28 protein-coding genes and 1 pseudogene are annotated in these 25,854 nt (G+C 71.6%); 11 read left to right on the top strand and 18 right to left on the bottom strand.

The window, feature by feature from the left end:
* Window positions 1–13: 13 nt before the first annotated feature.
* Window positions 14–1,204: a cytochrome P450 gene (locus tag ACZ7SW_RS26825; protein WP_470233105.1), complete on the bottom strand. Its 1,191-nt coding sequence runs from the start codon at window positions 1,202–1,204 to the stop codon at window positions 14–16.
* A 17-nt stretch (window positions 1,205–1,221) separates the two neighbouring features.
* Complete coding sequence (locus tag ACZ7SW_RS26820; RefSeq protein WP_470233104.1) at window positions 1,222–1,731, bottom strand: PadR family transcriptional regulator; 510 nt, start codon at window positions 1,729–1,731, stop codon at window positions 1,222–1,224.
* A gap of 123 nt (window positions 1,732–1,854) precedes the next feature.
* On the opposite strand from ACZ7SW_RS26820, the gene ACZ7SW_RS26815 reads away from it, so the two are divergent.
* Both ACZ7SW_RS26815 and ACZ7SW_RS26810 read left to right on the top strand, forming a co-directional pair.
* Window positions 1,855–2,682 (top strand): LLM class flavin-dependent oxidoreductase, encoded by an 828-nt coding sequence (locus ACZ7SW_RS26815; protein WP_470233103.1) that lies wholly within the window; start codon window positions 1,855–1,857, stop codon window positions 2,680–2,682.
* A 1,304-nt stretch (window positions 2,683–3,986) separates the two neighbouring features.
* Window positions 3,987–4,403 (top strand): STAS domain-containing protein, encoded by a 417-nt coding sequence (locus ACZ7SW_RS26810; protein WP_470233102.1) that lies wholly within the window; start codon window positions 3,987–3,989, stop codon window positions 4,401–4,403.
* 252 nt (window positions 4,404–4,655) lie between these two features.
* Here the strand turns inward: ACZ7SW_RS26810 and ACZ7SW_RS26805 are convergent, their stop codons facing one another.
* The gene (locus tag ACZ7SW_RS26805; RefSeq protein WP_470233101.1) at window positions 4,656–5,201 is read right to left on the bottom strand and encodes a bifunctional nuclease family protein; all 546 of its coding nucleotides are present in this window, start codon (window positions 5,199–5,201) and stop codon (window positions 4,656–4,658) included.
* A 206-nt stretch (window positions 5,202–5,407) separates the two neighbouring features.
* On the opposite strand from ACZ7SW_RS26805, the gene ACZ7SW_RS26800 reads away from it, so the two are divergent.
* From ACZ7SW_RS26800 to ACZ7SW_RS26790, 3 genes are all read left to right on the top strand, one after another.
* On the top strand, window positions 5,408–5,860 hold the full coding sequence (locus ACZ7SW_RS26800; RefSeq protein ID WP_470233100.1) for an ATP-binding protein: 453 nt from the start codon (window positions 5,408–5,410) through the stop codon (window positions 5,858–5,860).
* The gene (locus ACZ7SW_RS26795; protein ID WP_470233099.1) at window positions 5,857–6,642 is read left to right on the top strand and encodes a SigB/SigF/SigG family RNA polymerase sigma factor; all 786 of its coding nucleotides are present in this window, start codon (window positions 5,857–5,859) and stop codon (window positions 6,640–6,642) included. Before ACZ7SW_RS26800 ends, ACZ7SW_RS26795 begins: the two co-directional genes overlap by 4 nt.
* Before the next feature lie 103 nt (window positions 6,643–6,745).
* Window positions 6,746–7,159, top strand: coding sequence for a VOC family protein (locus ACZ7SW_RS26790; protein WP_470233098.1), 414 nt, complete (start codon window positions 6,746–6,748; stop codon window positions 7,157–7,159).
* Between the two features lie 8 nt (window positions 7,160–7,167).
* On the opposite strand, the gene ACZ7SW_RS26785 is transcribed toward ACZ7SW_RS26790, so the two are convergent.
* A complete protein-coding gene (locus tag ACZ7SW_RS26785; protein WP_470233097.1) occupies window positions 7,168–7,668 on the bottom strand; it encodes a L,D-transpeptidase in 501 nt (166 codons plus the stop codon).
* 117 nt (window positions 7,669–7,785) lie between these two features.
* Between ACZ7SW_RS26785 and ACZ7SW_RS26780 the strand changes: the two genes are divergently transcribed.
* Window positions 7,786–8,826 carry an LLM class flavin-dependent oxidoreductase gene (locus ACZ7SW_RS26780; RefSeq protein WP_470233096.1) on the top strand — a complete coding sequence of 347 codons (1,041 nt, stop codon included), beginning with the start codon at window positions 7,786–7,788 and terminating at the stop codon, window positions 8,824–8,826.
* Window positions 8,827–8,834: 8 nt separating this feature from the next.
* Here the strand turns inward: ACZ7SW_RS26780 and ACZ7SW_RS26775 are convergent, their stop codons facing one another.
* Window positions 8,835–10,385 carry a S53 family peptidase gene (locus ACZ7SW_RS26775; RefSeq protein WP_470233095.1) on the bottom strand — a complete coding sequence of 517 codons (1,551 nt, stop codon included), beginning with the start codon at window positions 10,383–10,385 and terminating at the stop codon, window positions 8,835–8,837.
* Window positions 10,386–10,523: 138 nt separating this feature from the next.
* On the opposite strand from ACZ7SW_RS26775, the gene ACZ7SW_RS26770 reads away from it, so the two are divergent.
* The gene (locus tag ACZ7SW_RS26770) at window positions 10,524–11,714 is read left to right on the top strand and encodes an SGNH/GDSL hydrolase family protein (protein WP_470233094.1); all 1,191 of its coding nucleotides are present in this window, start codon (window positions 10,524–10,526) and stop codon (window positions 11,712–11,714) included.
* Here the strand turns inward: ACZ7SW_RS26770 and ACZ7SW_RS26765 are convergent.
* On the bottom strand, window positions 11,701–12,999 hold the full coding sequence (locus tag ACZ7SW_RS26765) for an MFS transporter (protein WP_470233093.1): 1,299 nt from the start codon (window positions 12,997–12,999) through the stop codon (window positions 11,701–11,703). The two genes, ACZ7SW_RS26770 and ACZ7SW_RS26765, sit on opposite strands and share 14 nt — an antisense overlap.
* Window positions 13,000–13,141: 142 nt before the next feature.
* Here ACZ7SW_RS26765 and ACZ7SW_RS26760 point away from each other — a divergent pair, with 142 nt between their 5' ends.
* Window positions 13,142–13,663 carry a DinB family protein gene (locus ACZ7SW_RS26760; RefSeq protein ID WP_470233092.1) on the top strand — a complete coding sequence of 174 codons (522 nt, stop codon included), beginning with the start codon at window positions 13,142–13,144 and terminating at the stop codon, window positions 13,661–13,663.
* A 182-nt stretch (window positions 13,664–13,845) separates the two neighbouring features.
* Here the strand turns inward: ACZ7SW_RS26760 and ACZ7SW_RS26755 are convergent, their stop codons facing one another.
* The 3 genes from ACZ7SW_RS26755 to ACZ7SW_RS26745 form a co-directional block, all read right to left on the bottom strand.
* Entirely contained in the window at window positions 13,846–14,133 is a 288-nt protein-coding gene (locus ACZ7SW_RS26755; protein ID WP_470233091.1) for a hypothetical protein, read from the bottom strand.
* Window positions 14,134–14,246: 113 nt separating this feature from the next.
* Entirely contained in the window at window positions 14,247–15,116 is an 870-nt protein-coding gene (locus tag ACZ7SW_RS26750; RefSeq protein ID WP_470233090.1) for an LLM class flavin-dependent oxidoreductase, read from the bottom strand.
* Between the two features lie 14 nt (window positions 15,117–15,130).
* Window positions 15,131–16,033, bottom strand: a complete 903-nt coding sequence (locus tag ACZ7SW_RS26745) for an alpha/beta hydrolase family protein (protein ID WP_470233089.1) — start codon at window positions 16,031–16,033, stop codon at window positions 15,131–15,133.
* A gap of 144 nt (window positions 16,034–16,177) precedes the next feature.
* Between ACZ7SW_RS26745 and ACZ7SW_RS26740 the strand changes: the two genes are divergently transcribed.
* Window positions 16,178–16,753 carry a TetR/AcrR family transcriptional regulator gene (locus tag ACZ7SW_RS26740; protein ID WP_470233088.1) on the top strand — a complete coding sequence of 192 codons (576 nt, stop codon included), beginning with the start codon at window positions 16,178–16,180 and terminating at the stop codon, window positions 16,751–16,753.
* A 23-nt stretch (window positions 16,754–16,776) separates the two neighbouring features.
* On the opposite strand, the gene ligD is transcribed toward ACZ7SW_RS26740, so the two are convergent.
* Entirely contained in the window at window positions 16,777–17,769 is a 993-nt protein-coding gene (gene ligD, locus ACZ7SW_RS26735; protein WP_470233087.1) for a non-homologous end-joining DNA ligase, read from the bottom strand.
* Between the two features lie 89 nt (window positions 17,770–17,858).
* Here ligD and ACZ7SW_RS26730 point away from each other — a divergent pair, with 89 nt between their 5' ends.
* Both ACZ7SW_RS26730 and ACZ7SW_RS26725 read left to right on the top strand, forming a co-directional pair.
* Window positions 17,859–18,200, top strand: coding sequence for an MmcQ/YjbR family DNA-binding protein (locus ACZ7SW_RS26730; RefSeq protein ID WP_470233086.1), 342 nt, complete (start codon window positions 17,859–17,861; stop codon window positions 18,198–18,200).
* Between the two features lie 74 nt (window positions 18,201–18,274).
* Window positions 18,275–18,517, top strand: coding sequence for a hypothetical protein (locus tag ACZ7SW_RS26725; RefSeq protein WP_470233085.1), 243 nt, complete (start codon window positions 18,275–18,277; stop codon window positions 18,515–18,517).
* Between the two features lie 148 nt (window positions 18,518–18,665).
* Here the strand turns inward: ACZ7SW_RS26725 and ACZ7SW_RS26720 are convergent, their stop codons facing one another.
* From ACZ7SW_RS26720 to ACZ7SW_RS26685, 8 genes and pseudogenes are all read right to left on the bottom strand, one after another.
* Window positions 18,666–19,262 carry a YbaB/EbfC family nucleoid-associated protein gene (locus tag ACZ7SW_RS26720; RefSeq protein ID WP_470233084.1) on the bottom strand — a complete coding sequence of 199 codons (597 nt, stop codon included), beginning with the start codon at window positions 19,260–19,262 and terminating at the stop codon, window positions 18,666–18,668.
* Between the two features lie 349 nt (window positions 19,263–19,611).
* Window positions 19,612–19,911, bottom strand: a pseudogene (locus tag ACZ7SW_RS26715) (type VII secretion target); the annotation flags it as partial.
* Between the two features lie 7 nt (window positions 19,912–19,918).
* Entirely contained in the window at window positions 19,919–22,030 is a 2,112-nt protein-coding gene (locus ACZ7SW_RS26710) for a PPE domain-containing protein (RefSeq protein WP_470233083.1), read from the bottom strand.
* Window positions 22,031–22,041: 11 nt separating this feature from the next.
* Window positions 22,042–22,482 (bottom strand): hypothetical protein, encoded by a 441-nt coding sequence (locus ACZ7SW_RS26705; RefSeq protein ID WP_470233082.1) that lies wholly within the window; start codon window positions 22,480–22,482, stop codon window positions 22,042–22,044.
* Between the two features lie 46 nt (window positions 22,483–22,528).
* Entirely contained in the window at window positions 22,529–23,380 is an 852-nt protein-coding gene (locus ACZ7SW_RS26700; protein ID WP_470233081.1) for an ESX secretion-associated protein EspG, read from the bottom strand.
* 375 nt (window positions 23,381–23,755) lie between these two features.
* Window positions 23,756–24,442, bottom strand: coding sequence for a flavin reductase family protein (locus ACZ7SW_RS26695; RefSeq protein ID WP_470233080.1), 687 nt, complete (start codon window positions 24,440–24,442; stop codon window positions 23,756–23,758).
* Window positions 24,443–24,564: 122 nt separating this feature from the next.
* Window positions 24,565–25,380 carry an FAD binding domain-containing protein gene (locus ACZ7SW_RS26690; protein ID WP_470233079.1) on the bottom strand — a complete coding sequence of 272 codons (816 nt, stop codon included), beginning with the start codon at window positions 25,378–25,380 and terminating at the stop codon, window positions 24,565–24,567.
* A complete protein-coding gene (locus ACZ7SW_RS26685; RefSeq protein WP_470233078.1) occupies window positions 25,377–25,853 on the bottom strand; it encodes a (2Fe-2S)-binding protein in 477 nt (158 codons plus the stop codon). Before ACZ7SW_RS26685 ends, ACZ7SW_RS26690 begins: the two co-directional genes overlap by 4 nt.
* Window position 25,854 lies beyond the last annotated feature (1 nt).

Raw genomic sequence — 25,854 nt, 5'->3', positions numbered from 1 at the left:
GCGGCCCCCGGCCTCACCACACGACCGGCACCTGCGAAACACCGCCCGTCAACCGGTTCGCCCGCACTTCCAGCTCATCGGCGGGCACCGCGAGCCGCAGGTTCGGGAAGCGGCGGAACAACGTCGTGAACACCACGCGCAACTCCGTGCGCGCGAGGCTGGCACCGATGCAGAAGTAGCCGCCGTACCCGAAAGCGATGTGGGAGTTGGGTTTGCGGTCCGCGTCGAACTCGTGCGCGTCCGCGAACACCGACGGGTCGCGGTTGGCCGAAGCGGTCGAGATCATCACCGCGTCGCCGCGCGGGATGCGGACGCCGCCGATTTCCACGTCCTCGTGCGCGTACCGGAGCAGCCCGAGCCCGCCCGGCGCGGACATCCGCAGAATCTCCTCGACGGTGGCGTGCACGCGTGCTTCGGGGTCGGCGGCCAGCGCGTCGCGGCGGGCGAGGTCGGCGAGCAGGAACAGCACGCCGAGATCGATCCGGTTCGACGTGGTCTCGTGGCCGGCGAACAGCAGCCCGGCGGCGAGCCGGCCGAGGTCGTCGTCGGTGAAGGTCGGGTCGTCGGCCTGCGCGGCGACCAGGTCCGACACCACGTCCTGGCCCGGGTTCGCGCGTTTCGCGTCGGCGAGACCGGACATGTAGGCGGTGAACTCGGTCATCGCCACCTCGGCGTCGCCGCCGCTGTCGAGCACGCCGATGCGGTCGGAGAGGTCGCGGAACTTCTCGCGGTCGCCGTACGGGACGCCGAGGAGTTCGCAGATCACCAGCACCGGCAAGGGAAACGACAGGTGCTCGTGCAGATTCGCCGGCGAGCCCGCGGCTTCCATCCCGTCGAGGCAGCGGTCGGCGAGTTCCTGGATCCGGCTGCCGAGCCGGCGCATCCGGTTCGCCGAGAACGCCGGGACCAGCAGGCGGCGCAACCGGGCGTGCTCCTGCTGCTCGGTCTCGAAATCGCCCTGCGGCCCGTTCAGCACCGCGGCGTCGGAGACCGCCGAGGCCTCCTCCGGGTGCGGGTGGGAACGGCCGAACCGGTTGTCCGCGAACACTTCCCGCGCCTGCTCGTAGGCGGTGACGAGCCAGGCCGGGTCGCCCGCCGGGGTCGTCACCGGGACGATCGGGCCTTCGCGGCGCAGGACTTCGTAGAGCGGCGCGATGTCCAGCACGTTCGGCCTGGCGAACGGCAGCCGGGCAGGGGTCGGCATTCGGGGTCCTCCTCGGGTCAGCCCGCCCGCGTGCGCAACGACGCGAGCCAGTCCTGTTCGTTCTCCGCGCGGCGCTGGACCTCGGCCAGCACGAGCCTGCTCCACGGGTCGGTCTGCCCCGCCCCGAGCTTCGCCAGCCGGTCCCGCTGCGCCGCGACGGCGGTCTCGCGCGCGTCCAGCACCCGCAGCCGCTCCTCCGGGGCGAGCCTGCCGAACCCGGCCAGCCGCGCCAGGAACTCGGCCGGGTCCCCCGCCAGCTCCGGCGGCAGATCGGCGAGCAGATCGTGCAGCAGTTCCCGCCCGACGTCGGTGATCGTGTAGACGTGCCGCGGCGGACGGCCCTCCTGCGGCTCGGCGGTCCGGGTCACCGCGCCCGCCTCGGCGAATCGCCGAAGCGCCGGGTAGAGCGAGTTGTTCGACAGCGCGCGACCGCTGGATTCCTCGACCTGCTTGCGCAGTTCGTACCCGTGCCGCGGCCGCTCGGCGAGCTTCGCGAGCAGGAGCACGTCGATCCACACATAGGTCACCGTAACCTAGGGTCCGTTGCCCGGCAACGTCCGAACGGCGGATGCCGGGAGAAGATCTCGGGCCCGTTTTTCGTCGGTCCCTCCCAGTACGGTCGGATTCGACCGATCCAGAGGGGGATCCCGATGTCCGACCACGTTCGCTACGGCCTCTACCTGCCGCCCTTCGGCCCGTTCGGCGACCCGGCCGCCTTGGTCGACCTGGCGGTCCGAGCCGAAACCGCCGGCTGGGACGGCGTGTTCCTGTGGGACCACGTGGTTCCCGCGATGGCGCCGATCGCCGACACCTGGACCACCCTCGCCGCGATCGCCCAGGCGACCAGCCGCGTGTCGCTGGGCCCGATGGTCACGCCGCCGAGCCGCCGCCGTCCGTGGGTCCTGGCCCGCGAGGCCGCCACCGTCGCGCGTCTCTCCCGAGGGCGGCTGATCCTGGGAACCGGCATCGGCTCCGACGAAACGGGCGACTTCAGCCGCTTCGGCGATCCGTCCTCCCCCGCCGAGTTGTCGTCGCGGACTGACGAGGCGCTGGAGATCACCCGCGCGATCTGGGCCGGAAAAGCCATTGCGCACGAGGGGCGGCATTACCGAGTGAACCTGGACGCCGCCGATCCGGAGCCCTACCCGATTCCATTGTGGACGGCCAGCACCACCGACCACGAGCGGGTCCTGCGCCGCGCCGCCGCGAGCGACGGGATCTTCCCGAATCCCGGTCCCCGGCCGCCTTCGCCCTCGGCGCTGGCCGCTCTGGTCGCCCGAGTCCGGCCCGCGGACCGCCCGTATGCCGTCGCGGTGTCCGGGAACGCCAGCCCGGCCTGGGAAGACCCGACCACGGTGGACCTGGCGGGGCTCGCCGAGGCGGGGATGACGTGGTGGATGGAATCGCTGATCCACTTCGATCCGCTGGAGCTTTCGCTGACTGTGGTGGATGCCGGACCGCCCCGGATCGGGGGTTAGACGGGGAGCGATCGGGGGATTTCGCTGGCGGCGGCCAGATCGGGCCTGGGCGGAGGTGCAGGCGGCGGCCAAATCCAGTCTGAGCCGAGGTGACTGACGGCAGCTAGGCGGGGATGGCTGGGCGGCTCGACGGGATCGCCCCGGGCGGGCACGGCCGCGCGGTCGGCACCAACACTCGCCCGAGCAGGCACCGCCACACGGTCGACACCAGCCCTCGGCCGGGCGTGGTGCCGTGTCCCGAAACCAGCGCTTCTCCGGGCGCGGCGCGCTATACCCGGGGGGCCGCGCTTGGCCGGGCGCGGTTCTGTGTCCCGGGACCAGCGCTTCTCCGGGCGCGGCACCCTATACCGGGGCCTGCGCTTGGCCGGGCGCGATGCCCGGCGCTGGGGCCAGCACCCGCCCGGCCCGGCCATGCGTCGGCGAGCACGGATCCGGCGGCAAGCCTTGCCTGCCAGAGCCGGAATCTGGTCGCGGGGCTTGGTTCGCACCGCAACTCAGCACCGGCCCGGGCCACCGCGAGACCGATCGGCCGGAAGCAGCTCACCGGCTTCCGTTCGAGGCCCGCCCTCAAGCGGTCGCCCGCCGCCCCGGTCACCAGGACTGGTCAGGGCTCAGCCCAAGCCACCTGCCCGGCAACCCGACCCGGCAACCCAATTCCCCGCAGCCAGCGCCCGCCAAACCCAGACCGGTCACACCGCCGGAACCCGGCCGTGCCGAACCGGTCAGCACCTCTCCGCCCGCCACCGCCGCCCGCCGCCCGCCGCCCGCCGCCCGCCGCCCGCCGCGACGGATTTTCGTCGCCTGTCGGCAAGAATTCCCCGCCCGGCCGGATTGTTCTTCGTCCGCACCGTTTTCAGCACCCGCGGCCGCGACCTCCCCCACGATCGCCTGATCGTTCAACAACCTCCCGGCCCTCCCCGCCCCGTCCAGCGGGCATCCACCCTCCGGGGCAGCCGGTCGCCGTCCGTCCCCCTCCCCGCCCCGTCCAGCGGGCATCCACCCTCCGGGGCAGCCGGTCGCCGTCCGTCCCCCTCCCCGCCCCGTCCAGCGGGCATCCACCTTCCGGGGCAGCCGGTCGCCGTCCGTCCCCCTCCCCGCCCCGTCCAGCGGGCATCCACCTTCCGGGGCAGCCGGTCGCCATCCGTCCCCCTTCGGCGGCTTCCCTGTACGGCGCGGGAGAGCTACCGTGGAGGGTGGTTGAGCCTCCAGCCACCGTGATTTCGTCCCGCGCGCCGGGATGCCCGGTGCCCGGCCGGTCCGGCATTCCGCCGCAGCCCTGCGCGCGGCTCAGAGAGAGTGCCGTGATGACCTCCGCGCACATTGCCCGATTGCCCGCACTGCCGTCGCCGGACCCGACGGGGATGCTCCGGCTGCGCGTCCGCCATCCCGCCCCGGGGACAGCCGTCGTCGAGGTCGCCGGGGAAGTTGACCTGGCCACCGCGCCGCGGCTGGCCGAGGTCGTCGAGTCGAGGCTGCGCAGCACGGTCAGCCTGGTCATCGTCGACCTGCGCCGGACGACCTTCCTCGGCGTCGCCGGACTTCGCGTCCTGATCCGGCTGAAACTCCTCGCCGCGGGGGCGGAGACCGACTTCTACGTCGACCCGGGCACCGCGCCCACGGTCCGGCGCCTGCTCTCGCTCTTCCCGCTGGACTGCGTACGCTCCGGTGCCGCCGAGGGGCTCACCGAGATCCCGCTGCCCCGGCCCGCGGAGAAGGCTTGACCGTCCACTGAGGACACTGCCGACGCTGAGAACCACAGCGGGCACGAGCTTGAGCAATCCGCCCGACAAGACCGCAGCCCGGCGCTCAAGCGGAACTCCTCCCGCCTCGGCGAACCCGCCGCGGCCACAGCCGAGCCGAGACCTGGCACCCGGCACCGTCCGTGAGGGGGACCCTGCGGGACTCTGAGTACCACAGGGTTCCCCTCACGACCAGCGATTGTGTGGTGTAGGGGCTTCTTCACGGACTTGGGTTCAGGCGTCCGGATCGCGAAAGTCCTCCGGGCTCACATCGTTCAGCAAATCCCGGAACCGGCGGATCTCGTCCTCGTTCGCCTCCGCCGGTTCCTCCAGGTCCGCCGCGGCTTCGAGAGCGGAGCCGAGGGACGTTTCGTCGCTCGCCGCCACCGTCACGTCGACCGCCGCCTCGTCCAGCACCGCCTCGGCGACCTCCAGCGGGGCGTGCGTCCGCAATCCGATCGCGAGCGCGTCGCTCGGGCGGGCCGACACCCGCACGCCGCCGGTCAGGACGAGGTCCGCGTGGAAGATGCTGTCCAGCAGCTGGGTGATCTCGATCCGCTCGACGCGCTGGCCCAGCGCCGCCAGCACCTCGATGATCAGCTCGACCGTCCCGGGCCTCGCCGACACGACCTGCTCCTGCGCGGCCGCCAGTTCCTGCGCTTCCGGCGCGCCGATGGTGATGGCGAGCCACCGGCGCGAGCCGGATTCCTCGCGCAGCAGCACGACCGGCGCCGACTCCTGCGCCACCACGGCCAGCCCCTGCACCCGCACCTGCACCATGGGGGTCACCCCGCTTCCGAAAAGGTTCTCCCTGCTGACTACCCAACGTCCCGCGGTTTGTCACGCAAAATCGCCGGACGCCTCACCCCGGATTCACGCGCCGGAGCCGCCGGGCCGGCGGGATCCGGGCGCAAACGTGCCGCGGCGCACATTCCGGGAATCCCGCCGCACGTGTCGATCGCGCCGCGCGTGGGTATGCCGGAGCCATGAACGACGAGGGACCCGGCAGCCGCGCCAGCGGCGGCATGCCAGCCGTGGACCGTTTGCTCGACGAGGTGATCGAGCTGCGGCTTCCGGCGGAGACCTATCAGATCCCGCTTGTCCGCATGCTCGCGCAGGCAGTCGCCGCGCGGGCCGATTACGGGCTCGACGCGATCGCCGACGCCAAGATGGCCGTCGACGAGGCGTGTGCCCAGGTCGTCTCGACCGCGGCCCCCGGGGCCGCGATGACCTGCCAGTTCACCATCTCGCCCGAAGGGATCCGGTTCGGTGTCCGGACCCGCACGCAGCACGCCGAACCTCCGAGCGAGCGGAGTTTCGGCTGGCACGTGCTGACCACCCTGGCCGCGAACGTGTCGGCTCGCTGCGTGCCCGATCCCGCCGAAGACGGGTACGCGCTCACCCTCGACCTCGACCTGCACCGGGAGGCGGGCGGGTGAACCAGCAGCCGGTCATCCGCCACAGAGACGAATACGCGCACACCGCGCCGCTGTTCGAACAGCTCGCCGCCCTGCCCGCCGACGACGGGCGGCGGCCGAGGGTGCGCGAACAGCTCGTCACCGAATTCCTGCCGGTCGCCGAGCACATCGCCACCCGGTTCACCGGGCGCGGCGAACCCCGCGAGGACCTCGTCCAGGTCGCCCGGATCGGGCTGATCAACGCGATCGACCGGTTCACCCCGGACCGCGGCCCGGACTTCCTGTCCTTCGCCGTGCCGACGATCATGGGCGAGATCCGCCGCTACTTCCGCGACACCGGCTGGTCGGTGCGCGTGCCGCGGCGGCTCAAGGAACTTCACCTCGCGCTCAGCCGCGGTTCGGGCACGCTGTCGCAGACGCTCGGCCGCGCGCCGACGCCCACCGAGCTCGCCGAGCACCTCGGCCTCGAGCTCTCGGAGGTCCACGAAGGGCTCGTCGCGGGCCACGCCTACCAGACCTTGTCGGTGGACAAGCCCGTGCACGACGACGCCGAGCCGCTGCTGCTCGCCGACACGCTCGGCAGCGACGACCCGGAGATCGAGCACATCGAGAACCACGAGGCGCTGCAGCCGCTGCTGCGCGAACTGCCCAAGCGGGAGCGCGCGATCCTGGTGATGCGGTTCTTCGGCGGCCTCACCCAGACGCAGATCGCCGAGCAGGTCGGGATCTCCCAGATGCACGTGTCCCGGCTGCTGTCGCAGACGCTCGAACAGCTGCGCGGCAAACTCACCGGCGACCCCTGAGCAAGCCCGCGACCGGGGGTCGCCCGACCGGGCTCGATCCCGTTGTCGCACCCCCGCGGATCTGCGACGATGCGAGCCCGTCCATCAGCTTCAGGAGGGCCCGATGGCCTCGAAACTCAACCCGTACATCAGCTTCGCGGGCAACGCGCGCGAGGCGATGGAGTACTACCACGGCGTGTTCGGCGGCGACCTCGCGCTGAACACCTACGGAGAGTCCGGCGCACCCGCGGAGGCAGGCAACGCGGACAGCATCATGCACGCGATGCTGGAGGGCGGCAACGGCTTCACGCTCATGGCCTCCGACGTCCCGCCCGGCATGGAGCACAACCCGGGCACGAACATCTCGATCAGCCTCAGCGGCGACGACGGCGACCTGCTGCGCGGCTGCTGGGAAAAGCTGTCCGACGGCGGAACCGTGGCGGTTCCGCTGGAGAAGCAGATGTGGGGCGACGAATTCGGCGCCTGCACCGACCGGTTCGGGATCTCCTGGATGGTCAACATCGGCCAGCCGGGCTGAACCGCCGGTCAGCTCCGCACTTCCACCTCGGCCCCCAGCGGCAGCCGGTCGAAGAACAGCGCCGAATCCTCCTCGGTCAGGTGGATGCAGCCGTGCGACGGCCGGTCGAGCGGCCCGGCGTGGAAGGCGATGCCGCCCGCGGCGAAGAAGACCGAGTTCGGCATCTCGTCGCCGTATTCGTCGCTGCGGTGCACGCGGTCCTTCCACGCCACCGTGAACCTCCCGGCCGGGGTCGGCTGGCCCGGCGCGCCCGGTTCCATCGGGACCGAGCGCACCACCGCGCCGTTCTCCAGCAGCCACGCCCGCCGCAGCGAGAGGCTGGCGCACGCACCGGTGACCACTGAGCACGACGGGCCCGGCGGGGTGTGCTTGACCCGCGGCACGGGCAGTTCCGGCGACGGCGCCAGCGGCTGTCCGGCCGCCCGCGCCTCCGGCTCCGCCCGCGCCGCGCACCCGGCCGCGACCGCGGCCGTCCCGGCCAGCACCATCGCGACGATCTTCCCGCGCATCCGTCCGCTCCCGCCGTTCGCTCCACAGTCCCCTACGGGCGAGCGGGCCGGAAGGTTGCGAACGATGACGCGTCAACAACCGGTATCGTCGGCGGGCGACGACGAGGAGGTGAAGCGATGGAACTCGGCATCTACAGTTTCGGCGACCGGCCCGCCGACCCGGTGACCGGCGAGCAGGTCCCGGTCGCGCGGCGGCTGGCCGAAACGCTGGAGCGGATCCGGCTCGCCGACGAGCTCGGCCTCGGGTTCTACGGCCTCGGCGAGCACCATCTGGAGCAGTTCGCGATCTCGAACCCGGCGACCGTGCTGGCCGCCGCGGCGAGCGTCACCGAGCGCATCACGCTCTCCAGCGCGGTCACCGTGCTGTCCACCGAGGACCCGGTGCGCGTGTACCAGCAGTTCACCACCCTGGACCAGCTCAGCCGCGGCCGCGCGGAACTGCTCGCCGGGCGGGGTTCGTTCACCGAGTCCTTCCCGCTGTTCGGGGCCGACCTCGCCGAGTACGACGAGTTGTTCGAGGAGAAGCTCGCCCTGCTGCTGCGGCTCGACCGCGAGGACCCGATCACCTGGTCCGGCCGGTTCCGGCCGCCGCTGACCGACGCGCACGTCTACCCGCGCCCGTACGGACGGCGGCTGCGGATTTCGGTCGGCACCGGCGGGCATCCGGAGTCTTCAGTGCGCGCCGGGCTGCTCGGCCTGCCCGTGGTGTACGCGGTGATCGGCGGCGAGCCGGAGCGGTTCGCACCGCTCGTGGACCTCTACCGCCGGGCGGGCGAGGCGGGCGAGCACTCCCCCGGCGACCTGCACGTCACGATGAGCGCGATCGGTCTCGTCGCGGAGAATTCGCAGGACGCCAAGGAGAGTTTCTACCCGTACTGGCTGGAAACGATGAAGTACGGCGCGCGGGCCCGCGGCTGGCAGATCCCGACCCGCGCGGAGTACGACGAGTACACGCGGGACGCCGCCGCGCTGTTCGTCGGCAGCCCCGACGAGGTGGCCGACCGGCTGATCGCCGTCGGGAAACTCACCGGGGCTGACCGCTACGCCCTGCAGATGGACTGGTCCGGCGTGCCGCACCGCAAGGTCATGAAAGCGATCGAACTGCTCGGCACCGAGGTCCTCCCCCGGATCCGGAAGGAACTCGGCGCCGCTTCCTGACCGTCCGCTCAGGACTTCTTGCCGCCGAGAACCTGGTGCAGCGCAGCGCCGTCCGGTACCCCGAGCCCGGTGCACGCGTCCCATCCGGCGGCGGCCGAGTACGCGCCGTTGCCGCCCTCGGTGATGTCGCGGAACCCCGGCTGCGTCTTGCCCGCGCCGACCCCGGCGTACAGCTTGCTGTGCACCAGCCCGAATCCGCGCCCGGCCACCTGCGCCAGCCTGGCCAGCAACGCCGCCCACAAGGGCGAAACCGCACTAGTGCCGCCCACCACGATCTGCTGTCCGTCGACGAGAACCTGGTACCCCGTCGAGGGATCCGCGTTGCCGGCCACGTCCGGGACGCCGCGGCCGGGCTTGCCGTCGCCCGCCCGCGCGGGCACGCCCGCGGCCTGCTGGTAGTCCGGCACCGGGAACGCGTCGCTCACGCCGCCGCCGGTCGCCCCGCCGCCGGAGGTGTTCCAGACCGTTTCGGAGTTCACTGTGGACGGTGGGGTGCCGTCGAGCTTGGTGCCGCCGCAGGCGAGCGCGTGCGGGCTCGACGCCGGGAAGTCGACGTGCTGCGCCCCGTCGGTCTGCCCGTCGGCGCTGCCGTTGTCGCCGGACGCGCAGCACACCGTCACGCCGAGCGCGGCGGCGTCGGCGAACGCCTGGTCCATCGCGGTGCGGGCCTGCGGCGTCCACTGGTCCTCGGACTGGCCCCAGCTGATGCTGACCGCGACCGGGGTCGGCGTGGCGTGCACCGCGGTGCTCACCGCGTCCAGGAAACCCTGGTCGGTGTTCGGCGCGAAGTACACGATCTGCGCGGCTCCCGGCGCGAGCGCGCCGATCACCTCGACGTCCAGCGCCACTTCTCCGTCGGCCGAATTCGGGTCGCCGGCCGGCGCGTTCTTGCCGCCGTCCACCCCGGCCGCGGCGATCTTCGGTTCGGTGATCTTCAAGCCGGCGAAGTACTTTTTGAGGTCCTCCGGCTTATACCCGCCGCCGAGTTCGATCACCGCGACGGTCTGGCCGGTGCCGTCGGCGTCGGCCGGGAACCCGTACAGCTGCCCGACCTGGTCCGGCGTGTACCCCTTCGCGGCGGCTTCCTTGTGCAGCCGGAACTGCGCTCGCGCCTGCGGCCGTTCGTCCAGGCCGAGCACCGCGACCACGACGTCCCCGAGCGCGGCCGGCAGTTCCAGTACCCCGCTGCGCGCGGCGAATTCACCGGTCTCGCCGTGACGGACCCGGTTCAGTTCGGTCTTGAACGCGGCCGTCATCGCGCGTGCCGGGCCTCGGACCGAGACGCGCCGCGAGCCGGCGTGCACGTCGGTGACCGTGAGCCCGGCGTCGGTGAGGACGGTGCGCACCAGGTCGAGATCGTCGGCGGCGGCCCCGTAGCGCTCGGTGAAATCCGCGGGAGCGAGCGGCTCGCTCAGCGCGGCCACGTCCAGTTCGGCGCGCCGCCGCAGCACGACGGTCGCGGTGACGGTGGCGTCCGCGTCGAGCGGGCCGAGCACCTCGGCCCCGGCCAGCGCGGGACGCAGACTTCCGGATAGCGATACCCACTGTGATTCTGTCATCACTCCATGGTCGCCCCGCCGTGGTCCGGGCACCACCGTCGTATCCCCCGTCCGGCGGCAAAACCTGTCCGGTTTTTTGTCGACCCGATGAACGGGACCGCGGCTGCCGTGCCGCCCGGGCGCGCGCACAGTGTCTCCATGAAACGGATCCTGACTCTGGGCACGGCCGCCGTGCTCACGCTGGGCGCGGTCACCGCGTCGGGCAGCGCCGAGGGCGACCTGGCCGCGCACGGCTGGGTCGGCACGTGGGCGGCGCCGCCCGCGGCCGCGGTGGCGAACACGCCGCAGGGGTATCCGAACTACTCGATCCGCAACGTCGTGCACACCAGCGCGGGCGGAAATCAGGCCAGGGTAAGGCTTTCCAACACCTTCGGCACCGCCCCGCTCACCTTCGGCCACGTGACGCTCGCCGTCGCCGCCGACGGCCCGCGCGCGGCCGGCGGCACCATGCGCGCGCTGACGTTCGGCGGACAGTCCACAGTGGTCGTTCCGCCCGGAGCCGAGGTGCTGAGCGACCCGGCGTGGCTGCGCGTCCCGGCCGACGCCGACCTGCTGGTGACCACCTACGTGCCCACGCCGTCCGGTCCGGTCACCTACCATCCGCTCGCCCAGCAGACGTCGTTCTTCACCCGCGCCGGAGATTTCGCGGGCGAGGAATCCGGCGCGTCGTTCACCGAGCAGACCGCGGTGTGGCACTACGTCAGCGAAGTCGACGTACGCGGACCCGCGCGCGGCACCGTCGTGACGCTCGGCGATTCGATCACCGACGGCGCGCACTCCACCCCCGGCGCGAACCGGCGCTGGCCGGACAAGCTGAGCGACCGGCTGCACGGACAGCTCGGCGTGCTCAACGCCGGGATCAGCGGAAACCGGCTCCTGCTCGACGGCGCGACCGCGGGCCGCAACGCGCTCGCCCGGCTCGCCGACGACGTGCTGACCAGCGGCGACGTCCGCACGCTGATCGTGCTCGAAGGCATCAACGACATCCAGCAGAACCCGCACCAGACCGATCCGGCGATGATCGTCGCCGCGCTGCGCCAGGTCGTCGCGCAGGCCAAGGCGCAGGGCATCCGGGTCATCGGCGGCACGCTGACGCCGTTCAAGGGCTGGAAGGTCTACGACCCGACGCTGGAGAAGACCCGCCAGGCGGTGAACTCCTTCATCCGGACCAGCGGGATCTACGACGGCGTCGTCGACTTCGACGCGGCCGTGCGCGATCCCGCCGACCCGCTCGCGATGCTCCCCGCCTACGACTCCGGCGACCACCTGCACCCGAACGACGCCGGGTACCAGCGGATGGCCGACGCGGTGCCGCTCACTCTCCTGTGACCGGCACGAGCGGCTTGCTCGGGAACGTCAGCACGGCGAGGAGACTGAGCACGCCGACGCCCGCCATGTAGAGCGAAACGGACAACGACGTCCCGGTCGAACTCTGCAGCGACGCCGCGATCAGCGGGGCGAACCCTCCGCCCAGCACCGCGCCCACGGCGTAGGCGAACGACGATCCGCTGTAGCGGAACCGGGATTCGAACAGCTCCGAGAACAGCGCCGACTGCGGGCCGTACGTCGCGCCGAGGCCGATGTTCAGCACCACCACCGCGACGATCAGCAGCCACGGCCGCGCGGTGTCCACGAGCAGGAAGAACGGGATCGACCAGACCACCAGCAGCACGGAACCCGCGAGGTAAACGGGTTTCCGCCCGACCGAGTCCGACCAGATCGCCGCCGCGACGATGCTCGCCAGCCACACCACGCTGCCGACGATCACCACGACCAGCATCGTCGTGCTGGACAGCTTCAGCACCGAAGTTCCGTACGACAGCAGGTAAGCGAAGAAGATGTAGCCGAGCGCGGTGTTCGCGATGAAGCTGGCCGCGGCGGCGAGCACCTGTTTCGGCCGCGCGCGCAGCACCTCCACGATCGGCAGCCGGCTGCGCGCGCCGGTGCTGCGCAGCTTCGCGAACACCGGGCTTTCCTCCACCCGCAACCGGATCACCAGCCCGACCCCCACCAGCACGAGGCTGACCAGGAACGGGATCCGCCAGCCCCACGACCGGAAATCGTCGGCCGAGAGCGAGTTGTTCACCAGGAAGAACACCAGCTGCGCCAGGATCAGCCCGGCCGGGACGCCGATCTGCGAGAAGGATCCGTACCGGCCGCGTTTGCCCTCCGGAGCGTGCTCGACCGCCATCAGCGCCGCGCCGCCCCATTCGCCGCCGGCCGAAATCCCTTGCAACACCCGGAGAACGACGAGCAGGACCGGGGCCAGCACGCCCGCCTGGTGATACGTCGGCAACGCCCCGACGCCCGCGGTCGCGAGCCCCATCAGCACCAGCGAGGCGACCAGCATCGCCTTGCGCCCCACGCGATCGCCGAAGTGCCCCCAGACGATCCCGCCCAGCGGCCGCGCGACGAACCCGACGCCGAGCGTCGCGAACGCGGCGAGCGTGCCCGACGACGGGGACAGCGACGGGAAGAAAAGCTTGTTGAACACCAAGGCGGTCGCCGTGCTGTAGGCGAAGTAGTCGTACCACTCGATGGTCGTCCCGATCGCGCTGGCGAGTGCCACCCGCCGGACCCGCCCCGCCGTGTTCACGTCCTGCTCAAGCACCACTGCCGAGCCCCCTTCTCGTTCAGGCGCGTCATCTTGGCACGGCGGCTCCCTCCCGGTCGACCACCGGAAGGCGGGGGCTTCACCCGCCCGGCGCGCGGAAACCCGGTTCCCGCCGCGCCCTTCGGTGTGCCAGGGTCGGCCGGTGCCCGATTCCTTCCTCGAACTGCAGCGCTGGCAATTCGACCTCGCCTGGTCGCTGGTCGAGTACCACCTGGAACGGCTGGCACCCGACGATTTCTGCTGGGAGCCTGTCGCACGGTGCTGGACGATGCGCCAGGCCGACGACGGAATCTGGACGCCGGACTGGGCCGAGCCCGAGCCCGATCCCGTTCCGGTGCCCACGACCGCCTGGCTGAGCTGGCATCTCGGCTGGTGGTGGAGCGTCGCTCTCGACCAGATCCGCGGCCGCAAACCGAGGGAACGCAGCGACATCGCCTGGCCGGGCCCGGGCGAACCGGCCGTCGCCTGGCTCCGCGGCCTGCGCACGGACTGGCTCGCCGCACTGGACCGGCTCACCGGCGCCGATCTGGCCTCGCCCGTCCCGTTCCGGCCGGAAGGCGATCCCCGGCGCACCATCGGGCACCTGATCGCCTGGGCGAACGCCGAATTGATGAAGAACGTCGCGGAGATCGGCCAGCTTCGGCTCCAGCGAGCCGCCCGCTGAGAGCGCCTGGCGCGTGCGCCGAAGCACGCGGGCTTGGTGTCACCGGAGGTTCGGGGAGGCAGCAAAGGGCAGCCGAAAGGCGCGCGCCCGGCGGACAGCGGTCCGTCAAGCGCGCGCCGGTGTGCCGCCCCGTCAACGTGCCTCAGCTGCTCGGCATCACGGGCCGCCGGGGCCTGTTCGCCTCAGTTGCCGGTGGAGAAGATCCCGGTCAGCCACAGATCGTCAAGCGACAGCGGGTGGCCGCGGGTGAGGGGGTGCAGGTTTCCTTGGTTGTCCCGCACGGATCCTTCATAGCTGTCCGCCTCCACCCGATAGGCCCCCTTGATGTCCATCCAGCCGAAGGTGGGGCTCTTGCCGTCCCAGACGTAGCAGCAGGAGCCGCCGCCGTAATAGACCCGGACGACGTCCGAGAGGTCGCACGTGGAGTTCACGACCGTGGCTCCGCCCGCCAGCTTTCGGGCGAGATTCATCTGATTCCCCTCACGATGCTTGCTTGCCGAGTTGTCCGCGCACTCCGTTCGCCTGAGCGCGTGCGGCTGACCCAGCTTCAGCGCGAGGGGAGATCACACATCCGGAACCGGCCCTAGCCCGCCTTGGCGATCAGCTCGTCCGCGACCCACCGCGCGACCCCGGCCGGATACGGAGCGGGCAGCCCGAGCACGACGTGGCCGAACCCGGCTTCGAGCGCCTGCCCGATCGCCGTCCGGGTGAGGGCGGGCTGGTCGTAGGACACCGGCAGGTGGATCGAGCGCGTGATCTCCGCCGGATCGCGGCCGATTTCCGCGCAGTACCCGTCCAGCATCGCGTCGCGTTCGACGGCGTCGGCGAGGTCCCCGCCGGGGATGTTCCAGACATCGGCGTGCTCGGCGGCCACGCGCAGCGTCGCGCGGGCCCGGCCGCCGATGACGAACGGCGGATGCGGGCGCTGCACCGGTTTCGGATTGCCGAACGCGCCGGTGAGCCGGACGTGCTCGCCCGCGAAATCGAACGGCTTGTCCTCCGTCCACAGCTTCCTGATCACTGCGCACGCCTCGGCGAACCGGCCCACCGCGTCGGCGGTGTCCAGATACGGCAGGCCGTGCGCGTCGTACTCCCGGCGGGCGAGCGGGTGACTCGGCCGGGAGCCGACGCCGAGGCCGAAGTCGAGCCGTCCGCCGGAGACGACGTCGACGGTCGCGGCGATCTTCGCCAGCATCGCCGGCGGGCGGAACCGGTTGCTGGTCACCAAAAGCCCGAGCCGCAGCCGTCCGGTTTGCGCGGCCAGGGCCGAAAGCAGCGTCCAGCCTTCGAAAATCGGCCCGTCCAGTTCGCCCGCGATCGGCAGGAGGTGGTCGAACAGCCAGGCGTGCTCGATGTCCGGGATGGCGTCCGCCTCGCGCCAGACCTGCTGCAGCGAGGCGTAACTGGTCTGCATCGGCGCGGTCATGATGCCGAACCGCGGTTTCGTGGTCATCGCGGGAAGTCCTTTCACTCGTGCGATTCGACGCGGCCGAGCGGACTGTCCTCGATCCCGGCCCAGCTGTCGTCGCCCGGGATGAGCGCGCTGCGGAGGTACGCCGTGGTCAGCCGCTGCTGGAGCGCGACGCGGGCGGGGCTTTCGTCAGTGGTTTCCTTGGCCTCGTAGCCCGGTATGCCGCCAAGTGAATGCTCCGCGCCGAAGAGCGTCAGCAGGCTCTTCTCCCCCGGGCTGAGCCGGTAGGCATCGGTGAACCAGTCCGGGCCGCGCACGGACAGCATCGAGTCGTCCTGGTCCCCCGCGACGATCAGCGTGGGCACCTTCAGCTCGGCGAAATTCGGGCTCATAAAAGGGAAATGCTCGGCCGCGAACGGCGACAGATCCGCACCGCCGGTGCCGGTGATGGCGAACAGCACCCCGGCGGTCACCCGGGAATCGGACAGATCCTCGCCGACGCTGCCGTCCGCCTCGACGATGCGCGCTCCCAGCAGCATGCTCGCCGACTGCGCTCCCCAGGAATGCCCGGCGACAGCGATCCGGCCGTGGTCGATCCGCCCGTTCAGCCCCGGCACCGCCGCTTCGACGGTGTCGAGCTGGTCGATGACGTGCCGGAGGTCCTCGACCCGCAACCGCCAGATGTTCGGCGTGCGCGGGTCTTCCGCGGGCAGCGCGCGGGTCCGCGAATCGAGGTGAGTCGGTTGCACGACAACGAATCCGTGCGCGGCCCAGTAGTCGGCGAGCGGGCCGTAACCGTCCAGGGACGAGCCGAAGCCGTGCGAGAACACGATCACCGGAAGGTCCCGTCCGGTCGCCGGGGCGGACACGCGCACTGGCAGGTCTTCACCGCGGCCCGGCGCGTCGAGCCGCACTGGTTTGACGGAGACGACCGGAGCCGCGAGCTGTACTGGAGACATGGGAGTACCTTCTTTCGCCGTCGGGCACGAGGGTGTGGTGGCCGGCGGCCCGATCTGGCATCATGAGCAAACGGAACGTTGCTCCGGTAACTATACGGAACACGGTTCCGCTTGTCTACCGGCAGCACGCGGAGGGAGTGGCACGTGGGTGAGAACGCGGGAGCCCGCGCGAAACGGGCGGACGCCCGGCGCAACGAGAAAACCCTGCTCGACGCGGCGTCGGCGGTGTTCGTCGAGTCCGGGGTGGACGCGCCGGTGCGCGACATCGCGACCCGGGCGGGCGTCGGCGTGGGCACGATCTACCGGCACTTCCCCACCCGCGCCGACCTGATCATCGCGGTGTACCGGCACCAGGTCGAAGCGTGCGCGGACGCGGGACCGAAACTGCTGGCGGACAACGCTTCCCCGCACGCCGCGCTCGCGCAGTGGATCGACCTGTTCGTCGACTTCCTCGTCACGAAGCACGGGCTGGCCGGGATCATGCAGTCCGACCACAGCGGGTTCGAGGCGCTGCACGCGTATTTCCTCGAGCGGCTAGTCCCGGTGTGCACTGAGCTGCTCGGCGCCGCCGCCGAAGCCGGGGAAATCCACACCGATCTGGAAGCTGTGCACCTGATGCGCGGCGTGGGAAACCTGTGCATCGGCGCGGAAGCCGACGACAGTTATGACGCGCGCCGCCTGGCCGCGCTGCTGATCACCGGGCTGCGGCAGACCGGGTAAGCGCGGCGAACCGCGCGTATCCGCTACCGCGCGTCCGGAGCCTTCACCTCGTCCGGACGCCGTTCCGGACGCAACCCTCGCCAAGCGGTATGCCGCAATCGCCCATCCCCTGGTGTGAGGCGGCGGTAGACAACCTCGCCGACCATCTCCGGATTCAGCCAATGCGCGCCGCGCGCCCGGTCCCGCGGCACCTGGTCGGCGAACGGGCTTGTCTTGCGCTCCAAGGGAATCAGCTGTGCCTGAAGGTCTTTGAGCATCGCGTCGGTGAAGCCGGTGCCGACGTCGCCCAGGTACCGCAGCTCCCCCGAGCCCGGGTCGTGCGCGCCGAGCAGCAGCGCGCCGATCGTGCCCTCCCGGCGGCCCTGGCCCGGACGCCAGCCGCCGAGCACCACCTCGGTCGTCTGCACCAGCGGGTGTTTGAGCCATTCCGGGCTGCGCCGTCCCGGGTGGTACCGCGACGTACGGGCCTTCACCAGCAGGCCTTCGAGCATCATCTTCCGCGCGACGTCGAGCAGCCCGGCCGGGGTCATGCCGTCTGCGGCGAGATCGCGGTGCCGGTACCAGGGCGTGATCGCGACCAGCTGCCGGTCCGGCGGCTCGATCTCGGCGAGAATGCCGCGGCGTTCCTCGTACGGCGCGTCGAGCAGGCTTTCGCCGTCCAGGCTCAGGATGTCGAAGGCGAAGTACGCGACGGCCTGCCAGGTGCGGTTCTGCAGGAGCCCGAAATCGGGACGGCCGTGCTCGTCGAGGGCGACGATCTCGCCGTCGAGCACCGCCGGGCGGCCGCCGAGCGCATCGCCGAGCGCGCCGGACAGTTGCGGGAATCTGGCGGTGAAGTCGTTGTCGTTGCGGCTGGTCAGCAATGTGCGCCCGTCCGGCGCGACGCGCATGGTCGCCCGGTAACCGTCCCATTTGAACTCGTAGGCGTACGCCGGATCGTCGCGCAGCGTGCCGCCGTCGGGCGACGCCAGCATCGGCTCGATCGCGGGCGGCATGCCGCGGGCCGGTTCGGACATTCGGGCACCTCCGCGCACCACCGTAAGCCGAACCCGCCGGATCCGCCGCCGTAAGATGGCCGAGTCCACGATGGAGGGGGCCAGGACCGGTGCCGAGCAAGGATTTCGAACGGATCATCCGCAAGCTGCGCGAAGTCGAACGCGGCAGCGGCCGCGACTACACGTCGTTCAGCGTGCGCGGCAAGCGCTTCGGCTACCACTGGCCGCGCACCGACACGGTCGGGCTCAAGCAGACCGTCGCGGAACAGCAGGCGCTCGTCGCGGAACGCCCGGACGTCTTCGAGGAGCAGTTCACGTCCGGCGGGTTCGGCTGGGTGGTGGTGCAGTTGAGCGGGATCGAGGCCGACGAACTGGCCGAACTCGTGTACGAGGCGTGGCGGCTTTCGGCCCCGGAAGACCTGGCGGCCGAGGTTCCGCTGCCGCAGCTCTGACAATCCGGCATATCGGGTAACGAACCGGCGGGCACTGCCGATCTTCTTCGTGTTCTGAGACGAGGGGGGCTGCGGTGTCGCGGCGGTCGGTGCAGGTGCTGGTGGCGTTCGGGGTGCTGGCCATGGGGCTGTTCCTGCTCTATCAGCCGTTTTTCGCCGGCTGGCCCGCTCGAGCGTGCCTCCCGGCCCGGGACCAGCCCGCTTGGTGCGGCCCGTCCTACGCCAACCCGTCGGAATGGGGCAGGGTTTTGATCAGCGTGTCGTTGTTGGCGCTGCTCTACCTGCGCTACCTCGCCGACCGCAAACAGGTTCTCTGAGCCGGACCCGCTCCGCCCGCAGCCGACCGGATCCGGGGGCGGGGCCCGCGGCGTCGGCGCTGGGCCGCGGACCGGTTTCGCCGAGTCCACATCGGACCGTCCACAAACGACAGTGCGCCCCGGCCGGAAGGCCGGGGCGCACTGGTGGTCACCAGGGGTTGTTGTCCTGCTCGTCCGGGTCGATGCCGCCCGGGCGGCGTCCCTGCGGCGGCGAGGCGGGCCCGCCCGGCGCGGGCGGCGACGCGGGCGGACGCGGCGCGCCCCCTGCCGGAGGCGCCGGCGGCGGCGTCTTGGCGGGCGGCTCCGGCTGCTCTTCCGCGCTGTCCTGCTGCTCGGCCGGGTCCGGGTCGGGGTCCGGGAACCGGTTGCGGAGCGAATCGAGCATGACGGCGCGGGTGTCCGGGTCCTCGTCGCCCAGGCTGCGGCCCATGACCTCGGCCACGCGGTCGGTGATGCCCGACTGCGCCTTCCGCATGGTCTCGAGCACCATCCTGGAGAGCTCCTCCGGCGGAATGGTGCGCGTGCGAGAACTGAACACCAGGTCCGACACGACCCCGTCGGCCCCGACGGTGACCTTGACGGTTCCGTCCGGGCTGGTCGCGGTCAGCCGCAGCTGTTCTGTTTCCTGCTGGGCCGCCGCGTAGCGCTCCGCCTTGCGGGCGAACCCGGCCGCCCATTCGTCCATTCGCCGGATTGCGTCGTCGGGGTCCCTGATCAGGTCGCCCAGCCCACCCGCGCTGGTCATGCTTTTCGTTCTCCTCGAATCCCGTCACCCGCTCCGTTGCGGGCTGGTCTTGTCCTCGCCGCGACGGGCGCCGTCACCCGTCGACGGTACCCGCCCGCCGCAGCGCCGCGAGAGCGCCACCGCCTCGCTACGTCTCGTTCGGCGAAACGCCCCGGTCCGGCCGCGACGGAGCCTCGACCCGTTCCCGCGGCTGCAAGGGCTCCGCGCTGTCGTACCGGGCCTCCGCGGGCATGGCGTCCCGGTTGAAAGGCACGTTCTGCCCGGTCGGGGCCTGCACCCCGCCGACGCGGAACCTCTCCTTGAGCTCCCCGCTGTCGGTCTTGCTGAGCATCCCCTCGGTCGCCACCTTCTTGAACGGCTTCGACTGGCCCTCGTCGCCCTCCTGGTAGGACTTCGCGGCGGTCCGCACGTTGTCCGAGGTCGCCTGCACGCCCTCGATCGCGCCGCTGATCGCTTCCTTGGCCTTCTCGCCGGTCGGGTTGATGATCGGCGGGAGGAAAGCGCACAGCAGCCCGTACGCGTCGTCGGACATCGCGTAGTTCGCCGCCTGCGCCGCCGTGTTCAGCCGGTCCACCAGGCCGTCCAGGTGGCTCGCGTGCGCCACGAGGTCGTCGGGTTCTACGCGGAACCCCTGCGCGCCTCCGCTCATCGCCGCCTCACTTCCAGTCCTTGTTCTTCCAGTCGCCGATCACCGGCGGGGCGACGACCTCGTCCGGCGCGAAGAACGACGGATCGTCCGACTCGACGAAGCTCGCGACCTTGTGTTCCTTGTCCTCCGGGCCCTTGCCGCCCTTGCCGCCGCCCATGGCTCCCATGCCGGGAGCGCCGGCCGCGCCCTTGCCGCCCGCGCCGCCCGAGCCGGGGCCGCCGCGCCCGGCGACGCCTTCTTCAGCCGCGCCGGAGCCGCCCGCGCCGCTGAACGCGCCGCCGGAGCCCGGGCCGCCCTTGGCGCCGCCGAGACCGCCCGCACCGCCGCCGCCGAGCCTGCTGCTGATGCTCTCGCCGTTGACGCCGCCGACCTTGCCGATGCCGCCGAGCTTCTCGCCGCTCGGGCCGGTGCCGCCGCCGGGGAACAGCGGTTTGCCGTCCGGGCCGATCTTGCCGGGGTTGAACGGCTTCGGCTCGTACGGCTTGAGCCCGCCGGGGCCCTCGGGGATCGAGGGCTTGAACGGCTGCGGCTTGTACGGATTCGACTTGTACGGGTCGCCGTCCTTGCCGGTCGGGATGGACGGGATGGGCGGCGGGGTGAAGTTCGGGCCGCCGCCGGGGTTGCCTCCGCCGGGACCCGGGATCGGCGGGAGGTTCGGCGGGGTGAAGTTCGAGCCGCCGCCGGGGTTGCCGCCCGGGATGGGCGGGAGGTTCGGCGGGGTGAAGCCCTGCGCCTTCGTCGAACCCGGGTCGTTCGAACCCGGGATGGGCGGGAACGAGCCGCCGGGCCCGCCGGGGACGCCGCCCGGTCCGCCGGTCGCTCCGCCGGGACCGCCCTGCGGGATGTTCAGCGACGCCGGGTCGAACCTGCGCTCGGGGCTCTGCCCGCCAGGCCCGCCGGGGACGCCGCCCGGTCCGCCGCCGCCCGGTCCGCCGCCGCCCGGGCCCCCGCCGCCGGGACCGTACGGTTTGCCGTCCGGTCCGATCGGCCGTCCGTCGGGGCCGATCGGCTGCCCGTTCGGGCCCACCGTCGTCCCCGGCGGGCCGATCGGCTTGCCGTCGGGACCCAGCGGACGCCCGTCCGGGCCGATGAGCTGGCCGTTCGGGCCGACCGTGGTCCCGGGCGGGCCGATCGGGTTGCCGTCGGGGCCGATCGGGCGGCCGTCCGGGCCGACCCGCACCCCGCCGGGCGCGCCGGCGCCGCCGCCGGGCTTCATCGGGGTGCCCCTGAGCGCCGGGGACAGCTGCGCGGTGGGCAGCTTCGGCGGCTCGGCGAACCGCGGCGTGGCGACCGCGCCGCCGATCGTCTGGTCGTACCGCGTCATGATCTGCGCGGCCTGCTCCCGGGCGGCCTGCTGGTCGGTGAAGGTCTTCATCGCCGAGGAGTAGGCCACGACGTAGGCGGCCGGGTCCTTGATCGTCATCAGGACCTTGTTCGCGTCCTGCGCCGAGAAGTTCACCGGCGGGTTGGCGTTCATCGCCTTCTGCGTCTCGTTGAGCGCCTGCGAGTGGACCTCCTGCTGGCGCCCGGTCAGCGACGCGCCCTGCGCGGTGGTGCCGAGCCACTTGCCCACGTTGGCGAGGTGCACGCGCGCGGCGTCGCCGGCGTCGCCCTTCCAGTTCGAGGTGCTCGCGTTGATCGCGTCGCCGAGGTTCTTCTGGTGCGTCGCCAGCTCGTTGCCGAGGCTCACCCACGCCTCCGAGGACTCGGCCACCGAGGCCGGGTCCGCGTGCGTGGTGATGGCGTCGATCATCTGCTCGTGCGTCGCGTTCTTCCAGTCGGTGTGCGGCGCGGCGCCCGGATCGCGCATCTCGAGGTCTTTGCCGAGATGCTTCTTCGACTCCTCCAGGTTCCGCTGGTACATCGCCTGGATCAGCTGGTCGCGCGCCTTCCCCTGGACGTTCGGGAGCAGCCAGCCGTTGAACACGGCGTCGATCTTGTGCTGCGCGTCCTCGCGCAGCTGGTCGCCCGAGGCCACGTCGTCCGGGCGCACCGGGCCGATGTAGTACTTCGACGAGGGGTCCAGCGTCGGGTTGTAGAGCGCGGTGTTGCCCGGGTCGTAGTCCGTCGAGGACGGGTCGGAGACGGACTCGGCGGTCGGTTGCTTCTTGTCGGCCACTGGTCTCCCCTTCAGCCCTGCTCTTGCGCGGTGCGGTGGATGCGCTCGAAGCTCTCCTTGGAGCTGTGCTCGCGCTCCTTGTAGTTCTTCTTCGCGAGCTTGATCGCCTCGACGTAGGTCGGGAACTCCCGGTTCGCCGCCTGCAGCTGGGTGACCAGGCCCTGCTGGTCGCGCGCGGTCTCGGCCATGTGCTTGCTGACGAACATCCCGGCCGGGCTCTTCGACATCGCCGGGACCCCGGCGATCTTCTCGATCAGCTGCACGTGCGCCTCCAGCGCGTCGAGCACGCCCTGGAGCGCGGCGATCATCTTGTCGCCGGTGCTGTCGTCCACCGCGAACGATCCGCGCTCGGCCAGCGTCTTCAGCTGCTTCGCGGGCAGGAAGTCGGTCCGTGCCGCGGTCACGGTCGCCGCCTTGGCGTCCACCAGCGTCATCGGTGCCTCGTCGGTCATCGGGACCTCGTTCTCCTCATGAACTGTCGCCGTTGCAGTGGAATGCTCAGTAAACCTCGGAAACCGCCTGCTGCACCGCGCGCTTGAGGTCGCGGTGCCCGGCGGGCAGGTATTCCGCGGTCAGGTCGCCCGCCTCGCTGACGGTCGACTTGATCAGGTAGCGGCCGTCGGCGGTGTCGAGCCAGCCGATCGGGTTGCCGCCGCGCCGCTCGCCGTGGCGGCCCCAGCCGCTCACCGCGATGTGCCCGCCGCCGAGCCGGGGCTGCGCCAGCACGCGTTCGAGCACCTCGACCCCGCCGGGGGCGGGGCGGGAGACCCGCGGGTCCGGGCGGCGCGGCTGCACGCGCCCGCTGACCTCGATCATCCCGAACGCGTCGGTCTCTTCCTCGTCCTCGGCCGCCTCGGCCCGGCGGCGCGCGGTCATCGCGGACACTTCCTGCGACGCCGCCTGGCGGATCGTGTGCGCGCCGGTGCTGGCCGGGCGCGCCTGCGGCAGCACCCCGGCGATCACCTCGACGAGTTCCTCGTCGTCGAAGAGCGAGAACAGCAGTTTGTCGGTCTTCGGGTCCTGCGTGATCCCGAGCGCCTGCCTGCCGTCGCTGAGCGCGACCACCGCGATGTCCGCGCCGAGGCCGTCGATCCCGCTGACCGCGACCGAGACCCGCGGCTTCGCGAGCAGCTCGAAGGCGGTGCGCACGTAGGGGCTCAGCTCGTCGCCGCTGGAGAGTCTGCGCTCCTCGATCGCGTCGTTGACGACCTTCGCGACCTGGACGTACCGGTCCGGTTCCGCGGGCACGGAGCCGATCCGGAGCGGGAACTGGCGGATGTTCCCGCCGGTCGCCTCCCCGACCACCAAAGCTTCGACGACGTCGAGAACGAACTCGAACCTGTCCGCCATCCCGAGGGCATCCTTCCCACAGCCGGGTCGGGCACGGCCGCTTCGGCACCCTTGTGAGTGACACCGAATTGCGTTGCCGTGCCTGGGATTCGCAATGGGGAAAGACTATCAGTCCGGCAGGGGCCGGTGATCACCACGGGGACAGCTGCCCCAATGTACCGCGGGCCGTGTCCGAAGAGACACGACCTGCGGTTTCGCCGTGCGCGCCGCTTGACGCGCGAACGATTGGCGACGGAAATTCCTGAGTGCGAGAAAGCTGACAAAAGGCCGCCGCGGATCGCGGCGGCCCCTTGTCGTATCCGGTTTTACCGAGTTGTTCTTCTGCTCTTCGCCGTCGTTTCGCCGGGTCGTTGCTCCACAGTGGACCGCAGCGGCTCAGGAGACGCCGCGGGCCCGTTCGATGTCCGGCGAGCGGTACATCCGCTCCGGGATCCGCGCCAGCGTCGACTCGTGCACCTGCGGCCCGAGCCCGTACAGCTTCTGGAAGCTCATGATCAGCGGCCGCCAGGCGTCCGGGTCGACGTGGTCGTCGGTGCCCGGCAGCCGGATGTCGTCGTGCACGAACACCCGCTGCACCCGAACCTCCAGCCCGACGATGCCGCCGCGCTGGGCCTCGTCGTCCTCGGCGAACGGATGCACGGACTCCAGCACGGCTTCCATCGCGACCGGGCACTCGGCGACCCGGGGTGGCGCCACGGTCTCCGACGGCACCGGGGTGAGCCCCGCGCGCCCGAACTTGTCCGCGACGTGGAAGTAGCCGCGCTCCTCCTTGCGCGGCGGCACCGGATCGGACCCGGTGGTCAGCGCGAGCCGGTCGACCGCGGCGGCCATCGCCGACGACGGCAGGTTCAGCACGCATTCGCGCGTGCGCAGGAGGTTGAGCGTGGTCTTCGAGCGCGCGCCGAGGCCGAGCATCGCGCGCCAGCCGAGCCAGAACGCCGACGACATCGGGGCCAGGTTGGCCGAACCGTCCTCATTGGACGTCGAGACCAGCACCACCGGGGTGCCGAAGTACAGGATTCCGGGCTCGATTGCCGTGTGGGCGGGAAAAGTCGTGTTCACACCGCTCAGTCTGGCCACCGCCGCCCGCGCCCCGCTGGCGGAAATCGGCCGTCGCTTTCAAAGCCGTGAGGGGAACCCTGAGGGAATCTGATTCCTTCAGGGTTCCCCTCACGGTCAGTCGGTCAGGCGACGCCGGCGGCGGCCAGGGCGCGGCCGGTGAGGACCCGGGCGAGGTGCTGGCGGTACTCGGCCGTGGCGTGCGGTTCTTCCGGCGGCGAAGTGCCCTCCGCGGCCAGCTTCGCCGCCTCCGCCGCGGTGGCCCCGCCGGCCAGCGCGCGTTCGGTGGCCGAGGCCCGCAGCGGCGTGCCGCCCATGTTGATCAGGCCGACCGAACGCCCGGTGACCGCGACGCCGACGATCGCCCAGTCGATGGCCCGGCGGGTGAACTTCTCGAAGCCCCAGCCGAGTCCGGCCTGGCTCGGCAGCCGGATCTCGGTGAGCAGCTCGTCCGGTTCCAGCGGCGTCGTGAACGGCCCGAGGAAGAACTCCGCGGCCGGGATCCGCCGCTCCCCTCGCGGCCCGCGCGCGACGAGCGTCCCGTCCGCGGCGAGCACCGCCGCGGGCAGGTCGGCCGCGGAGTCGGCGTGCACCAGCGAACCGCCGATCGTGCCGCGGTGGCGCACCTGCGGGTCGCCGACCGACCCGGAGACGTGCGCAAGCAACGGCGCGTGCTCGGCGAGCACCGGGTCGTGCTGCAGATCGTGGTACCGGGACAGCGCCCCGATCACCACCTCGTCTCCGTCGACCCGGACGAACTTCAGCTCCCGCAACGGCGCGATGTCCACCACGACCTCCGGCGCGGCGAACCGGAGCTTCATCAAGGGGAGCAGCGAATGCCCGCCCGCGAGCAGCTTCGCGTCTTCCCCGTGCTCGGCGAGCAGCGCGAGCGCCTCGTCCACAGTGGACGCACGCCGGTAGGCGAACCCAGCCGGGATCACTGCGCCACCTCCTGGCCGGACGCGTCGATCACGGCGCTGACGATGTTGTGGTACCCGGTGCACCGGCAGAGGTTGCCCTCCAGCGCGGCACGGGCCTCCTCGCGGGTCGGCTTCGGGTTCTCCTTCAGCAGCGACACCGTCGCCATCATCATGCCGGGCGTGCAGAACCCGCACTGCAGGCCGTGCTGCTCGCGGAACGCGCGCTGCACCGGGTGCAGGCCGTCGGTGCCCGATCCGGAGGCCAGACCCTCCACAGTGGTCACTTCGTGGCCGTCCGCCTGCGCGGCCAGCACCGTGCAGGACTTCACCGATTCGCCGTCGAGCAGCACCGTGCACGCCCCGCAGGACGTGGTGTCGCAGCCGATGTTCGTGCCGGTGAGGCCCGCGGTGTCCCGCAGGTAGTGCACGAGCAGGGTGCGGTCGGGCACCTCCCCGCCGATCGTCTTCCCGTTCACCTCGATCGAGACCCGCACG

Source organism: Amycolatopsis sp. NPDC114484, assembly GCF_055633755.1.
Note: the sequence above shows the minus strand (reverse complement) of the source record. Positions and strands in the feature narration are given on the sequence as shown.